This window comes from Marinobacter sp. EhC06, from assembly GCF_001650915.1.
Classification (GTDB): domain Bacteria; phylum Pseudomonadota; class Gammaproteobacteria; order Pseudomonadales; family Oleiphilaceae; genus Marinobacter.
The window spans coordinates 20,794-34,220 of the sequence record NZ_LXYO01000011.1 but is presented as its reverse complement, the minus strand read 5'-3'; the positions used below and the strand labels follow the sequence as shown (position 1 = coordinate 34,220).

17 protein-coding genes are annotated in these 13,427 nt (G+C 55.5%); 9 read left to right on the top strand and 8 right to left on the bottom strand.

Going from position 1 to position 13,427, the window contains the following annotated elements; all coding sequences use genetic code 11:
• Positions 1-8: 8 nt before the first annotated feature.
• The 3 genes from A8B84_RS05910 to A8B84_RS05900 all read right to left on the bottom strand — a co-directional run bounded on the left by A8B84_RS05910 (position 9) and on the right by A8B84_RS05900 (position 2,218).
• Positions 9-998, bottom strand: a complete 990-nt coding sequence (locus A8B84_RS05910) for an aldo/keto reductase (RefSeq protein WP_064227753.1) — start codon at positions 996-998, stop codon at positions 9-11.
• Positions 999-1,171: 173 nt separating this feature from the next.
• Entirely contained in the window at positions 1,172-1,654 is a 483-nt protein-coding gene (locus A8B84_RS05905; RefSeq protein WP_064227752.1) for an FKBP-type peptidyl-prolyl cis-trans isomerase, read from the bottom strand.
• 114 nt (positions 1,655-1,768) lie between these two features.
• Entirely contained in the window at positions 1,769-2,218 is a 450-nt protein-coding gene (locus A8B84_RS05900; RefSeq protein ID WP_064227751.1) for a hypothetical protein, read from the bottom strand.
• Between the two features lie 81 nt (positions 2,219-2,299).
• Between A8B84_RS05900 and A8B84_RS05895 the strand changes: the two genes are divergently transcribed.
• Entirely contained in the window at positions 2,300-3,040 is a 741-nt protein-coding gene (locus A8B84_RS05895) for an AraC family transcriptional regulator (protein ID WP_064227750.1), read from the top strand.
• A gap of 87 nt (positions 3,041-3,127) precedes the next feature.
• On the opposite strand, the gene A8B84_RS05890 is transcribed toward A8B84_RS05895, so the two are convergent.
• Complete coding sequence (locus tag A8B84_RS05890; protein WP_082905097.1) at positions 3,128-3,910, bottom strand: helix-turn-helix domain-containing protein; 783 nt, start codon at positions 3,908-3,910, stop codon at positions 3,128-3,130.
• A gap of 150 nt (positions 3,911-4,060) precedes the next feature.
• Between A8B84_RS05890 and A8B84_RS05885 the strand changes: the two genes are divergently transcribed.
• A complete protein-coding gene (locus A8B84_RS05885; RefSeq protein ID WP_064227749.1) occupies positions 4,061-4,468 on the top strand; it encodes a hypothetical protein in 408 nt (135 codons plus the stop codon).
• Between the two features lie 106 nt (positions 4,469-4,574).
• Here A8B84_RS05885 and A8B84_RS05880 read toward each other — a convergent pair whose 3' ends face one another.
• The 3 genes from A8B84_RS05880 to A8B84_RS05870 form a co-directional block, all read right to left on the bottom strand.
• Positions 4,575-6,338 carry a DEAD/DEAH box helicase gene (locus tag A8B84_RS05880; RefSeq protein WP_064227748.1) on the bottom strand — a complete coding sequence of 588 codons (1,764 nt, stop codon included), beginning with the start codon at positions 6,336-6,338 and terminating at the stop codon, positions 4,575-4,577.
• A 226-nt stretch (positions 6,339-6,564) separates the two neighbouring features.
• A complete protein-coding gene (locus tag A8B84_RS05875; protein ID WP_064227747.1) occupies positions 6,565-7,692 on the bottom strand; it encodes an HlyD family secretion protein in 1,128 nt (375 codons plus the stop codon).
• 3 nt (positions 7,693-7,695) lie between these two features.
• Complete coding sequence (locus tag A8B84_RS05870) at positions 7,696-8,040, bottom strand: DUF3302 domain-containing protein (protein WP_064227746.1); 345 nt, start codon at positions 8,038-8,040, stop codon at positions 7,696-7,698.
• 280 nt (positions 8,041-8,320) lie between these two features.
• Here A8B84_RS05870 and ltaE point away from each other — a divergent pair, with 280 nt between their 5' ends.
• From ltaE to A8B84_RS05855, 3 genes are all read left to right on the top strand, one after another.
• Complete coding sequence (ltaE, locus tag A8B84_RS05865) at positions 8,321-9,331, top strand: low-specificity L-threonine aldolase (protein WP_064227849.1); 1,011 nt, start codon at positions 8,321-8,323, stop codon at positions 9,329-9,331.
• A gap of 9 nt (positions 9,332-9,340) precedes the next feature.
• A complete protein-coding gene (locus A8B84_RS05860) occupies positions 9,341-9,886 on the top strand; it encodes a nucleoside 2-deoxyribosyltransferase (RefSeq protein ID WP_064227745.1) in 546 nt (181 codons plus the stop codon).
• Between the two features lie 288 nt (positions 9,887-10,174).
• Positions 10,175-10,381, top strand: coding sequence for a cold-shock protein (locus tag A8B84_RS05855; RefSeq protein WP_008172483.1), 207 nt, complete (start codon positions 10,175-10,177; stop codon positions 10,379-10,381).
• Positions 10,382-10,575: 194 nt separating this feature from the next.
• On the opposite strand, the gene A8B84_RS05850 is transcribed toward A8B84_RS05855, so the two are convergent.
• Positions 10,576-10,860 carry a hypothetical protein gene (locus A8B84_RS05850; protein WP_064227744.1) on the bottom strand — a complete coding sequence of 95 codons (285 nt, stop codon included), beginning with the start codon at positions 10,858-10,860 and terminating at the stop codon, positions 10,576-10,578.
• Positions 10,861-11,129: 269 nt separating this feature from the next.
• Here A8B84_RS05850 and A8B84_RS05845 point away from each other — a divergent pair, with 269 nt between their 5' ends.
• The 4 genes from A8B84_RS05845 (at position 11,130) to A8B84_RS05835 (ending at position 13,302) form a co-directional block, all read left to right on the top strand.
• On the top strand, positions 11,130-11,573 hold the full coding sequence (locus A8B84_RS05845; RefSeq protein WP_064227743.1) for a YHS domain-containing (seleno)protein: 444 nt from the start codon (positions 11,130-11,132) through the stop codon (positions 11,571-11,573).
• Between the two features lie 27 nt (positions 11,574-11,600).
• Positions 11,601-11,768: a hypothetical protein gene (locus tag A8B84_RS21650; protein ID WP_162841248.1), complete on the top strand. Its 168-nt coding sequence runs from the start codon at positions 11,601-11,603 to the stop codon at positions 11,766-11,768.
• A 331-nt stretch (positions 11,769-12,099) separates the two neighbouring features.
• Positions 12,100-12,651 (top strand): hypothetical protein, encoded by a 552-nt coding sequence (locus A8B84_RS05840; RefSeq protein ID WP_227512685.1) that lies wholly within the window; start codon positions 12,100-12,102, stop codon positions 12,649-12,651.
• 36 nt (positions 12,652-12,687) lie between these two features.
• Positions 12,688-13,302, top strand: a complete 615-nt coding sequence (locus A8B84_RS05835; RefSeq protein WP_064227742.1) for a PEGA domain-containing protein — start codon at positions 12,688-12,690, stop codon at positions 13,300-13,302.
• Positions 13,303-13,427 lie beyond the last annotated feature (125 nt).

Here is a 13,427-nt window from a genome sequence, read left to right as displayed (position 1 = left end):
GCGGAAGTTTACCGAGTCGGCGGCGCCATGAACTCGGGCCCAACGGGATCACTTATGCACCGTTCCAGAATGCCATCGATTTCGGCCATCGCATCCTTGTCGAGAGACCAGCCGTCGATCTCGTCCACCGGATCCAGCTGGTCAGGCCGTCTGGCGCCCCAAAGTGCGGTTGTAACGCCTGGCTGGTCCACCAGCCAGCGAAGTGCCAAGGCCAGTACATTTTTCTGATAGTGCTCTTTGGCGAACGCATCCAGCTCAGCCACCGCGTTCAGGTATTGGCGATAGCGCTCACCCTGAAACTTCGGGTCATTCTTGCGCAGATCATCACCAGTGAACTGGGTGTATTCCCGCATTTTGCCGGTCAGCAAACCGCGACAAAGCCCGCCGTAAGTGATGGTGACAATACCGTTTTCCCGGCAATACGGAAGAATTTCCTGCTCGATATCGCGCTCAAACAGGTTATACGGGGGCTGCAAACTGTGAAGAGGCACATTTTTTTGCAGCTCATCCATCTGGGACGGCGTAAAATTACTGACGCCAATGGCGCGAATTTTCCCAGCTTGGTACAGCTTTTCCAGCGCCCGGGCAGTTTCCTCCATGGGCGTCTTCGAATCGGGCCAGTGAACCTGATAAATATCGATCCGGTCGGTCTGAAGGCGTTTCAGAGAATCCTCGACCTCCCGCTCGATGCGTGAGGCAGTAGAATCCCGCCAGACTTTGTCGTGATCATCGTTCCAGTTCAGAGCTACTTTGGTGGCCAGGGCAACCTGATCTCGCCGGCCATCGGCTAGGGCCTTGCCCACTATTTCCTCGGAGCGCCCGAAACCGTAAACCGGTGCCGTATCGATCAGACCGATACCTTTATCAATAGCTCGGTGAATAGTCTCAATGGACTGGGCTTCGTCCGTTCCGCCCCACATCCAGCCGCCGATGGCCCAGGTACCAAGCCCGACCGGTGTTACCTGAATGTCGGTGTTTCCGAATCTTCGCGTCTCCATGCTTCCCCCCGGTTGTCGTGAAAATCATCTGGAGAAAATGTGGCACTGTGAATGCTTCGTACCATGGACATGCGAGGGAGGGCGCATGAATTCAACCCCGACAACAACATCGATTCAAATTCGCTCTGCATCATCAGGCGAAACTGGCGGACTGAATCGATCAAACCGAACGCTTAGTGATGGTGCCCACCGGGGCCATGGGCGTGGCCGTGGGACAGCTCTTCCGAGGTGGCCGCGCGTACGTCAATAATTTCAATATCGAACGTCAGGGTTCTTCCGGCCATCGGATGGTTGGTGTCTACATCGGCAAACTTGTGGCCTACCTTGGCAACAACCACGTGGCGAGGGCCCTGCTCGGTCTGAACCTGGGCGACCATGCCCGCCTTCCAGCGTTTGGCACCCATCAAATGCTTGATCGGAACCCGCTGGATGGCATCTGCCTTGCGCGGCCCGTAGGCCTTATCCGGAGTGACGGTAACACTGAATGTATCGCCAGCATCGCGACCTTCCAGGGCTTCTTCCAGGCCCTTGATAATGCCGCCATGACCATGCAGATAGGCATTCGGCTCGCCGCCATGGGAGTTTTCAACAACGTTGTCTTGTTCATCGCGTACGCTGTAATGAAACAGGACGACTTGGTTCTTTTCGATTGGCATAAGGGGCTCTGCTTAGATTCATGATGCGCCATTATAACCCGCGTTTAAATTGACTCCAGCGCCACAGGTAACTGGATGTTCACAGTAGGGATGGCCTCTTCGGGCCACTGGTCCTCAGCCCTTCCAGATGCCCAGCATCGCACCGGTTCCAAGAACCAGGGTACCGCCCACTTCTCCGACGATCAGCAGAACCATGAACAACCCGGTCATCCAGGGTGGGAGTATCCGCTTACCCAGGCGATGCGGACGACGAAGCTGGTTGTCAGTATCCCGGAGCAAACCGTGCAGCACATACGTGCCAATGGCAAACGCGAAAAACGCCAGAGCCGCGATGGCTGCAGCGGCATTGATCCAGGCTGCCAGAACGCTGTAGCCGCTGAACGCGGCTAACAAAAGTGCTGCAAAGCTGTAGAGCAGCGAACTGCGATGAGCGATATCAACATACACCGGCGAGGAAGCGTCCTCGCTCCTGGCCATGTGCATGTACTTCCAGATACCGGTGAGTAGCCCGGTCATGAAAAACAAAAAAGCCGCTGAAAGGCATATTTTTTCAGCCAGAGACATACGTTTTCTCCTTGGTTATAGTTGTGAAGCCGAATTATGCTGCGGGGGCCTGCGGCAGAACTTGTACGTTTGGGCTGTTCAATGACACAGGATAAAGAAATCTGGCTTGCGCGTGACCGGGCACTATTCCTGGGCGAGCTGCCTCCCGCACGACTGCACGCCCATGCCGCGCCGGTACTGCTGATTGGCCTGAGCGGCCCCATCACGATCAGGTTCCCGGATGGCCGATGTGAAACCTGCCACAGCGCCCTGGTTGATGCAGATGTCGAGCACGAAATGGACAGCGGGGGCGAATACATGGCCTCGCTCTATCTGGAACCAGACGCGCCGGAAACCCGGCTTCTGAATGCCGGATGGCTGAATGATCGACCGGTGGTGTTTGACCCGATCCAGCCATTTCAGCGCTCCCGTTCTCTGACGCGGACTCTGCAATCCTTCGATCTTGCAAAGCTCCTTCCCACCTCCGCCCTGGGGCGACAGACTGACCTGGACAAGCGAATCGCCCTCAGCCTGAACTACCTGCGCAACCTTGACGACCTGCCCTCCGACCGTGCCGACCTGGCAGATCAGGTGCACTTGTCGGAATCGCGATTTAACCACCTGTTCCGGGCCGAGGTGGGCATCAGTTTTCGCCGCTACCGTAGCTGGTCGCGCCTGCGTTCGGTTCTCTACCACGTGGCGAAAAACCAATCACTCACCCATGCCGCTCTCAGCGCTGGCATGCATGATTCAGCCCACCTGAGCCGGATGTTCCGGAATATGATTGGTCTGGCACCAACGCAGGTGCTTCGTGATCTGCAGGGTTTGCATGTTTTGAAATGACCGGCAACCGCACTGTGCGATTATCCCGTTATGGAAGGTCAGACATATCCGGCCCAGGGAATCACGAGTCAAAGGCCCTCGCCTCCCCTATCTGCACCAGTACGCCTTGCTCTGCTCATCCATCGGAAAGAAATGCTCAATCCGCAAATTCTGAGCAGTCACATCCAGCGGCGTGCCGATAGTTGCGATGGTGGAAAAGATCCTGAGCTGCTGATCCCCCAGATTCAGCGTGAAAGGAATCGCCGGGTAGTCCAGGTGTTCCACCACGTGGCTTTTCCAGTTCTCAGGAACACCGGGTACGGTCAGAGCCTGCTCCAGCAATCGGTTGGGCTGATCCCGGAAGGGACCGGCAAGATGCTCATGGTAGACGCGTTGCAGCATGTGGCAGGCAATATTCTCCCAATCACCCACGAAGGGTTTCATGCCGTGTTCATCCAGCAGCGACAGCAAGAAGTTCGGCCGGACCGGAAACTGGGCCCCCAGCTCAATCATCCTCGCCATCATCGCCTGCATGGCCTGGTTGGCCATCACCAGATAATACTCGTGGTCGAACACCACCGCCGGGTAAGGCAGGTGTCCCTGCAACAGGTGCCCAAGCGCCTCCCTGATCATGGCCATGCCAGGCGCGTTCAGATCCTGGTCGGAATAGACCTGGCTGTATCCCGCCGCCGACAAGAGCCGATTGGTGCCGGCCAGGTCTGCCTGTAGCATCTGCGCTAAATGCAGAACCATGCCTTTGCTGGGCTTGCTGCGGCCGGTTTCCAGAAAGCTGATGTGTTTCGGCGACACCTCACACGCCAGGGCAAAATCCATCTGGCTCAGGCGCTTGCCCTGCCGCATTTCTCTGAACAGCGTTCCGAAGGCGCTCATTGGGTTTCCCGTAAATTCCGAGTGTTCAGCCATTATCGTAGCTGAGGGTAGGCGGAACCATTACCTCACAGGTAATTGAGACTATCACCGCCCGGGTAGAAGCTTTGCAGTGTAGTTCAACACATTGCGAAACCCGATTGAGGTGATCCCATGAAAAACTTAATCCGTCGATTCAGCGTGAAGCAAATCCTTCTGAGCGATGTCTTCGTCTCCACGCCCCTGGCGTTGGCTCTCATTCTGGCCGCTGAGCCGATTGCCCAATGGGCCGGTGGCCCCAGTGCAACTTTCTACCTGGTGGTCGGCATCGTGATGCTACTTTGGTGCGTGGATATGGCCGCCATGGCCATCAATGAACGGTGGCAGGAGAGGTACCTGAACGTGATGATTGCTGCCGATGTTGCCTGGAGCCTGCTGGCCGCCGCCCTGATGGTCTGGTTTGCAGAGAGCTTGCAGCCCCTGGGCTGGGTGCTGTTCGCCCTGAACGTTTTGGTGCCACTGGACATGGCGTGGATGAAGCGGGTTGCTGGCAGTAAGCCTCAGCAGCCTGCGTTCGGATGATGGCCCATCACTCCGGACGCTACCCATATTGGGTGATTTTTTACCCAATATGGGTTTTCACGATATTACTGGCGCACCTCTTGGCGATTTCCATGAAGCCCTACACTTAATACGCCTTACGAAAACTCCCCTGATAATCAAAAATCCGATCCTGCACCTGCCAATAATGCTTCTGCTTTCGAGCAATCACGAAATCCGGTGCCGGCAACAGGGTCTGCAATTCAAACACCTCATCCGCTGAGCTGAACACTCTCGGAGCCTGGCTATTGGCAAAACGACGCCCGAACAGTCTGTTAAACACAGTGCGCTGTCCTGGTTTGCTGAAATCAAACGACTCGCTGAGTTCCTCCCCATCCTCACCGTGATAGGTGATCCTCAGTTTGCTTCCATCAGCAACCAGCGATATCCCGGCGCAGCGGATTACCATGGCATCCTTGAGTTTCAGGGCATCCCGGAGTTGATCATCCGGGTCGATAATGGCTTTCTGGCACTGATGGCAGTTGCGGGCTGCGATATCATTCTCGGCTCCGCAGTGCGGGCACTCCTTGAAACTGAAACGGTAATCACACTGTTGCGGGCGCCCTTGAAGCTTTGCAGAGTCATCCCCTATCGCTGGCTCCAGCAGCCCCTGACACCGTCGGCCATAGTGCTCAATCACACGGCCGTCACCATCGGCTTTGCCCCAGAAGATATTGGCAAACCCACAGCCCGGGCAAAACACCTGCACCGGTTCACTGTCGGGATTCGGTTTTGGCTCCCCCACTTCCGGATGATGCAGATTCACATGGTTGCCGGCGTAATCGATCACCAGGCAATCCTGCTTGCTCTCGTTCAAACGAAGCCCGCGCCCCACAATCTGCTGATACAGGCTCACCGACTGGGTGGGCCGAAGAATGGCGATGAAGTCCACATGGGGCGCATCAAAGCCCGTGGTCAACACGGACACATTCACCAGATATTTCAGCTCCCGCTGCTTGAAGCGCTGAATCAACAAGTCCCGATCCTTCAGATCGGTCGCGCCGGTTATCAGGGCGGTCTGGTGATCCGGCAGATATCCGGTGATCTCTCTGGCATGGTCTACCGTCGCCGCAAAGATCATCACGCCCTGACGTTCGGCAGCCAGCTCCATCACCTGCTCAACGATGGCGCGGGTCACACGCTTGTGTTTGCCCAGCAGCTCGTTTACGTCCTTCTCGGCGTATTCGCCAAAGCGGTCCTGGGGCAGCGCTGAGAAATCGTATTGCGCCACCGCCGCGTTCACCAGCTCCGGCCGGGTGAGATACCCCCGGTTGATCATGTAACTCAGCGGCAGCTCGTAAATGCAGTGCTGAAAGGGCTTGTCATCCCCACCCCGGACAAAGCCCCGGTAGTGATAGCGATAGATCCAGCCCATGGCCAAACGGTAGGGGGTGGCGGTTAGCCCGAGCACCTTGAGGGCGTCGTTCTGCTGCCGCAGCAGCTCAATGATCCGCTGGTATTGACTGGTTTCCTCTCCGCTCACCCGATGACACTCATCAATAATGACCAGCGAATATTCATCCCGGAACTGGTCCAGATTCGCCGACACCGACTGCACACTGGCAAAGGTTACCTGGTGGCGGCTTTCCTTCCGCTTCAGCCCGGCGGAGAAGATTCCGCCGGTTAACCCGTAACTCTGGTACTTGGCGTGATTCTGCTCCACCAGCTCCTTTACGTGGGTCAGCACCAGGATTTTCCGCTTGGCAAGGCGCGCCAACTCGGCAATAACCAGACTTTTGCCAGCACCGGTTGGCAGCACGATAACAGCGGACTCATCGGACTTTCTGAAATGATTCAGCGTGGCATCAACCGCTTCTTGCTGGTATGGCCGGAGTTTGAAAGGAGCATTCATTCTGGCGGGCTTGGTCGTTCTCAGGATAATAGTGCAGCCATACTAACAAATAACGGTGCTATTACCTGCTGGCGCAGAAAGCGAGAACGGCGCTCGCATAAGCGCCTCGCCTAACCCTCCAGCACAAGGGCGCCCCTACTTCCCGTACCCGGCACTCCCTATCCTCCATGACCCCATAAACTGCATAAGATACTGATCAGAAGGCGGCGCGTTGAAGGCGTAAGGATCAATGGTCCAGGTAAAGGTAGTGCTGCCAGCTCAACATCCTGAGAAGGATCTTGCGCATGATCGCCACATGGTGCATGTGATCGGAATACACCGCCACTTGGGCGCTGACGCCAAGAGGTAGATCCTCGATCGCGCTGGCATCCTCCATTTCCAGGACAACCAGCGTCTCATTGTCCATTCTCCGGAACGCTTCGCCACCGATTAACTGTTGCCCCGCAGCAAGCTGTGCTTCCGCGACGGCAGGAAGTACCTCAACCACCCGCGCTGGAAAAACCTCGCCGGGCAACGCGGTGAAGGTCAGCTCTGCCTCGTACCCCGGCTTCAGGCGCAACAGTGATTGCTGGCGAAAAGCAGCCACGAAACGGCGCTCCTCTTCATTTACAAAGTTGGCCACTGGCCTGAGCGGGAACGGCACCGCCATCATTCCCGGCCTAACCGCCAACTGAGTCACGAAGCCATCCGTTGGTGCCCGCAGAATGGTGTTCTCGAGATCAAAACGAGCTTCCTCTAGCTGAGCCTCAATGGCCGCCACTGCCGGATCCTGGCCATCCACCGAGCCACTCAGCTGCGCCTCCGCTCTTTCCAATGCCGCCCTGGCCGCATCGAGATCTGCATTGCTGGCCGCCACCCTTTGACGCTGGGTGTCGATCTGCTGTTGACTGAAAGCGGAGGCCGCCCCTTCGTAACGGCGCAGGGTTTGCAACGCCTGGTCCCTTATCGCTGTCACCTGAGCCACTCTGGCACGGGCCTCGGAGACACTGGCAACATTAGAGGCCACACCCTGGCCTGTATCTGCCAGTTGGGCTTCCAGCTGGCGGATACGGGCCATGACCCGAGTGTCGTCCAGGACGATCATGGGCTCCCCCTGCTGAAGGGGTGTGTTTGGCGATACCGGAACATCAACCACCCTGGCTTTAATCTCCGGCACGATAGGAGTCACCACAAAAACCTGCCTTGCCTTGTGGGTAAACGGGTGGTTGTAGTTCATTAACAGCACCAGTGTGCCGACCAGAACCACGCCACCGAGCACGGCGGTAGGCACCGTCCATTTATTGAGAGGAACTCGAAAAACCTTGAAGATAGCGATGCAGATAGCGGCATAGGTCAGAAGTAGAAGGAGGTCCATAAGTTACTCCCCTCCCTGCTTCTGCTCGAGGATTTCCAAACGCCGGGCTTGCTCCGCCAGTTTTTCATTCAGCTCGTTCAACAGGGTTTCATCCGCCCGTTGCGCCTCCTCTGGCCGTCTAATTCCCCACCCACGATCAGGCCGATAAATCGTTGCCCAGATCCACAGGAACGGCCATATAGCATGCAGGGTGAACAAGCTGACCCAGCCTGCCACATGAATAGCATCCTGATGGGGATGATCACGGTGTTTGGCAATTTCGTAGGGAATGTCGTGGATGGCAATGACGCCATAAAACAGCACTAAAACCACGAAAATCAACAGGAACAGAGCGACGTAGCTGAGCATTAGCGAATCCTTTTCACCAATCACAAATCTCTAACATGAGCAGCAGTCATTGTCAGGCCCACGTTCAGATTAGTACATGCTAACCAGTGCTGCATGCCAGATCCGTCCAAAATGAGCCGAGACCGAACAGAAAATAAACCTGTCCCGGTTTTGCACTAAACCCGCACTAAAAAATTGATCTGCTCCGATTTCCCGATAAGCTGGAACCAGATTTTCTCCAGGGCTATAAAAGATGATTGATTCCAAAGCAGCCATCGATGCAGGTGAGCACGATGTAAACATGATCGACTTCCGCAGCGACACAGTAACCCGCCCTACCCCTGAAATGCGTGAAGCCATGGCCAGCGCCGAGGTGGGAGACGACGTATACGGTGATGACCCTACCATTAACAGCCTGCAGGCGTACGCCGCCGAACGGCTGGGCTTCGAATCCGCGCTGTTTACCGCCACTGGCACCCAGGCCAACCTGCTGGCGATCATGAGCCACTGTGGCCGGGGCGAGGAATACCTCTGTGGCCAGTCGGCACATAACTATCGTTACGAAGGTGGTGGTGCCGCTGTGCTTGGCAGCGTTCAACCGCAACCCATCGAGAACGAGCCGGACGGCAGCATCAATCTTGAGAATGCCAAAGCCGCCATAAAACCCGACGATTTCCATTTCGCCCCTACTCGCCTACTCTCCCTGGAAAACACCATCGGTGGCAAAGTGTTGTCGCTGGACTACCAGCGCCAGGCCCGGGCTTTTTGCGACAACCACGGCCTGCTGCTGCATCTGGATGGCGCCCGTGTGTTCAATGCCGCAGTGAAATCCAACTGCGACGTTACCGAAATCACCAGACACTATGATTCGGTCAGCGTGTGCCTCTCAAAAGGGCTGGGCGCGCCTGTCGGTTCGCTTCTGCTGGGTTCCAAAGCCTTTATCGAGCGGGCAACACGGCTTCGTAAAATGGTGGGTGGTGGCATGCGCCAGGCCGGCATACTGGCCGCTGCCGGGCGAATCGCGCTGGAAAAAGGGCCGCAGCGCCTGATTGAAGATCACGAGAACGCCGAGTACCTGAGCACCAGCCTGGCCGACATCCCGCAGCTGGAGATAAACCCCGCCAGCACCCAGACCAACATCGTCTACGCACGCTGCCGGTCAGGCAAAGCGGCGCAGCTGCGGGACTACCTGGCTGGCCAGGGCATCCTGATCACAGCAGGAGACCCCATTCGCTTCGTGACACATCTGGATGTGAACCGCCAGGATGTCGACCGGTTGCTGGATGCTATCCGGCGGTTCTACCAGTTATAAGAGGTCCCCATGGCAAAGCCAAGACGAATCTATCTCGCCGGCCCGGAAGTCTTCTTCCCGGCTGAAGAACACCAGGCCATCGTGGCCGAGAAAAAGCGTCTGCTACTGGGACATGGTTTGATAGGCATAGACCCGCTGGACACCGAGCTGAGTTCGTCCGACAACGAGTCGAAATTCAGGCGCGGCCATCGGATCTACAGGGCCAATCGCAAACTTATGGACAGCTGCGATGCCATCATCGCCAACCTGACGCCCTTTCGTGGCATCAGTGCCGACCCTGGTACGGTCTTCGAAGTCGGCTATATGATCGGACAGGGCAAGCCCGCCTTCGGGTTTACCCTGAATAACCGGTACTACCGGGAACGGGCAGGCGGCACCGACATGGACAAGCTCGGCCATACCATTGAGGATTTCGAAATGAGCGACAACCTTATGATTGAGGGCGGCATCTACGGTTCTGGTGGCCAGCTCTTCGTCGCGGACCAGCCAGGCGAGCATCACTTCTTCTCAACAGAGCTCTTTCGCCGCTGCGTGCAGGCAGTGGCCCATGCCTGAAAACCCCCACTTCAAATCCCGCGGTATACAAAGGCACGCAGATTAAAGAAAACCTATGGTCTTTTATTAATATTTAAAAACTTTGCTATGCAGGGCCCTTTAATTAGCGTACTGTCTTTCTCGTTGGAAAGATTTAGCAAAGCATTTCACGAATAAGACCTCTTGTGTTGCCACACCTTTTGTCCTGTTTTTGATCCTGCACGTTTTTTTGTTTCCCGCATATCGCTGATTAAAGATCACAACGATCCTTTAGCGGCACCTTATTGATTAATTTCAGGATAATTCTTTATGTCTACAATTACCGGCAACGTTAAGTTCTTCAACGAAGCAAAAGGTTTTGGTTTTATCACTCGTGAAGGCGGCGCAGACGTCTTTGTTCATTACAGCAATATTCAGGGTGGCGGTTTCAAAACTCTGGCCGAAGGCCAGGAAGTTGAGTTCACCGTGACCCAGGGCCAGAAAGGCCCGCAGGCAGAGAACGTTATTGGCCTGTAAATAACAGCCAATACGTGATCAAAAAAGGCAGCCCTCGGGCTGCCTTTTTTATTGGAACAGGGAAGTCGTCATCGAGCGAAAGACCAAGACCCAGTCAAGGCGATGGAAGCGCAACCCGCACTAAGATGGCATCCTTGATAGGATTTGCGACACCCTCAGTCTCATAACGTGCTGATTCTATGGAATCGCGTCTACTACATTGACGTTTGATCCCCGTCGGACATTCCATCCTTTTTCATGGTGTCTTTGTCCATATCTTCCTTCTTCATCCCCTCATCCATCATGCTTTCGGTCTTCATCCCGTCATCCATGGTGTCGGCCTTCATGGAATCTTTTGCCATGCCGTCATCTTTCATATCGTCATGCATCATCGTCTCGTCCATGCCCTTTTTTTCTTTATCCATGTCGTCCGCATGGGCCGGGGACATCAGGGCCAGGGTGGTGCCAAGAGCCAGAATAGTGGCTGTCAGGGTTTTCATTATGCATTCTCCTTTGTGGAATATTTTCTATTCGACACTGCCCGGCCCCTGCCTGAAGGCCGTCAGTGTGAGAATGCAGAATAAACAGTACCGCTTACGTGGACGTCACGGCCCGATCAAGAGTCGGTAAAGGAGAGGTCACAAAACCTTCACGGCCGAACGAGCCCTACCGGTTTCAATGCCTTGCCCTGGTAACCACCTCCGGCTTTACCGGTGGCGCTTGAAACAAATCCACCTCGCCCGTGTCTATAGACGGAGGAGAAACCGACATGAAAAGACAACTGCTATTCATCACCTTCGCCCTATTCTTCACTGCCGGCGCCTGGGCTTCCGAGCCTGCCGTTTACACGGGTCTGCTAAGCAATACCGGAGCCGGCGGCTACGACACAGTCAGTTATTTTGAGACCGGAAAACCAACCAAAGGCTCGCGCGACTATACTGCAGACTATCAGGGCGTGACCTGGCGATTTGCGAACGCAGAAAACCAGGCACGTTTTGAAGCCAGCCCTGAACGCTTTGTACCCGCTTATGGCGGCTACTGCGCCTGGGCCGTCGCCCAGGGCTATCTTGCGAAGGGAGATCCACAACACTGGGCCATTCGGGACGGCCGTCTGTATTTGAACTATAACCAGTCTGTTCAGGACCGATGGCTGAAGGACACTGACGGTTTCATTCGGCAAGCCAACGCAAACTGGCCGAAAGTTCTGGAATGACGAGAAAAGCCCAGACCGGAGTTTTTTATGAACTACGAACACGCAGTTGTAGAAGTAAAAGGAGACGTTGCCGTACTGCTCTGCAACGGGTGCGGCATCACGATCGCAGAGGGCACGAAACACGAGGACCGTGAGCACTACTGCACCATGTGCATGAGCGGCAATTGCAAAGCAAAATTCAAAAAGGGAGATTAAAGAAATACTACGAAGTCTTCCGGGGAAATAAACCTTCCCGCTCACTTCTCACCCACGGCGCTTTCATCAACGCCCCACGAGTGCTACTTCGAGCAGATTTTTTGTTCCGTTGAATCCTGATTAGCATGCCCGGTTTAATCTCCAACGCCTGCCGCCCAAGTTTCGCATCCTGCCAGTCCCCTCAATGCGATTTCACGAGATTTTACTTCGGTTACCCACTCAGTTCATAGCAAGCTCACCAACGCTCAGCTACCATAGCGCGCCGCCGTAGGCTCCGGCTTAACGGCGGGAAATAAACCAAAATAATCAATTAAGTAAGAAGGAATCTACTGTGCGAAATGCAAGGATCCTGGCAGTGCTGGCTGCTCTACTGTACCTCACCGGCTGCGCTTCCGGCGCCAAAATGGGCAACATGGTGTATGAAGGGCCAATGAAGGCCTATGACACAGCCCTGCAGGACAATGTGGATGTCACCGACGTATCAGGCGGTGAAGAAACGAACCCCGCATGGACCTCCGAAATCGACAACGACGCCTTCGCAGGCGCCCTGAAACAAACCCTTCAGAAACAAGGTCTGCTCGCAGGCTCCGGCCGCTATCAGCTCGAAGCGCTCCTGCTGGAAGTTGACCAACCCATGTTCGGGCTGGACTTCGAGGTAACCACCCACGTGAGGTACATCCTCACCGACCGTGAAAACAACGGCACTGTAATCCTGAACGAAACGGTTGTCGCCCCCTACACCGCCACCATTGGCGATGCCTTCGCTGCCATCAAGCGCCTGAGGCTGGCCAACGAAGGCTCCGGAAAAGCCAACATCCGGGGTCTGCTCGACAAACTTTCCGAACTGCAGATCCAACCCGGTGATGTGTCCCTCACGCAATAACCCTGCTGGAACTCAGCTCCATTGAAAGGAAGCACCATGAAATACCCGCTACTAATTATTCTGGCCGCCATCGCGTTTCTGTCTACCGGTTGCGCATCGGTGGTCTCCGGAACCGACCAGAAACTCACATTCAACAGCGAACCTGAAGAAGCCACCGTTACAGTTTCCGGCCGCGTGCTGGGTAAAACGCCGCTGACAGTTCCGGTGGACCGCGGCTCTAACCAGTCTATTACCTTCGAAAAGGAAGGCTACGAGACCTACACTGCTCAGCTTTCGACCACAACCAATCCGTGGTTCTTCGGTAACATTGTGATTGGCGGCCTGCTGGGTTCCACCACCGATGGCGTTTCCGGTGCCATTCACGAGTTTTCCCCGGACCAGTACTTCGTCACTCTGAAGCCTGATACCCCGACGGGAATCTCAACCTCCAAACCGCGACAGATCAAGGAAATCATCATCGCGTTCAGCGGAGAGTTTCGCCACCAACTGGCGAGCGGCGGCGGTGAAAAGGTCGACACCATCGTGCAACTGTTGGGTGTCGATGCCTCGGAGAAAGCAACAACCGTCCGGGCACTAAACCAGCTTGCTCTGGCCAATGAGAACGACCTGGAGCTGGCCAAGACCATTATTGAGGTTTACGACGTTCAGTAACGGTCCATTGTCGAAACCGGGACGGACCAATGTTCGATCCGTTCCGGCTCTCCCGGGATCGTCATAAGGTGGGATTCAAATCTGTCCAGCTTTTTACTGCTAACATAGGAACCCGCCATCTGAGA

Excerpts from the sequence above, each read along its gene's own strand:
- A8B84_RS05875 (WP_064227747.1), bottom strand. The coding sequence starts at position 7,692 with ATGGACCTCCTTCTACTTCTGACCTATGCCGCTATCTGCATCGCTATC.
- A8B84_RS05900 (WP_064227751.1), bottom strand. The coding sequence starts at position 2,218 with ATGTCTCTGGCTGAAAAAATATGCCTTTCAGCGGCTTTTTTGTTTTTC.
- A8B84_RS05905 (WP_064227752.1), bottom strand. The coding sequence starts at position 1,654 with ATGCCAATCGAAAAGAACCAAGTCGTCCTGTTTCATTACAGCGTACGC.
- A8B84_RS05910 (WP_064227753.1), bottom strand. The coding sequence starts at position 998 with ATGGAGACGCGAAGATTCGGAAACACCGACATTCAGGTAACACCGGTC.
- A8B84_RS05855 (WP_008172483.1), top strand. The coding sequence starts at position 10,175 with ATGTCTACAATTACCGGCAACGTTAAGTTCTTCAACGAAGCAAAAGGT.
- A8B84_RS21650 (WP_162841248.1), top strand. The coding sequence starts at position 11,601 with ATGAACTACGAACACGCAGTTGTAGAAGTAAAAGGAGACGTTGCCGTA.
- A8B84_RS05845 (WP_064227743.1), top strand. The coding sequence starts at position 11,130 with ATGAAAAGACAACTGCTATTCATCACCTTCGCCCTATTCTTCACTGCC.
- A8B84_RS05880 (WP_064227748.1), bottom strand. The coding sequence starts at position 6,338 with ATGAATGCTCCTTTCAAACTCCGGCCATACCAGCAAGAAGCGGTTGAT.
- A8B84_RS05835 (WP_064227742.1), top strand. The coding sequence starts at position 12,688 with ATGAAATACCCGCTACTAATTATTCTGGCCGCCATCGCGTTTCTGTCT.
- A8B84_RS05885 (WP_064227749.1), top strand. The coding sequence starts at position 4,061 with ATGAAAAACTTAATCCGTCGATTCAGCGTGAAGCAAATCCTTCTGAGC.
- A8B84_RS05895 (WP_064227750.1), top strand. The coding sequence starts at position 2,300 with ATGACACAGGATAAAGAAATCTGGCTTGCGCGTGACCGGGCACTATTC.
- A8B84_RS05890 (WP_082905097.1), bottom strand. The coding sequence starts at position 3,910 with ATGAGCGCCTTCGGAACGCTGTTCAGAGAAATGCGGCAGGGCAAGCGC.
- A8B84_RS05860 (WP_064227745.1), top strand. The coding sequence starts at position 9,341 with ATGGCAAAGCCAAGACGAATCTATCTCGCCGGCCCGGAAGTCTTCTTC.
- A8B84_RS05850 (WP_064227744.1), bottom strand. The coding sequence starts at position 10,860 with ATGAAAACCCTGACAGCCACTATTCTGGCTCTTGGCACCACCCTGGCC.
- A8B84_RS05870 (WP_064227746.1), bottom strand. The coding sequence starts at position 8,040 with ATGCTCAGCTACGTCGCTCTGTTCCTGTTGATTTTCGTGGTTTTAGTG.
- ltaE (WP_064227849.1), top strand. The coding sequence starts at position 8,321 with ATGATCGACTTCCGCAGCGACACAGTAACCCGCCCTACCCCTGAAATG.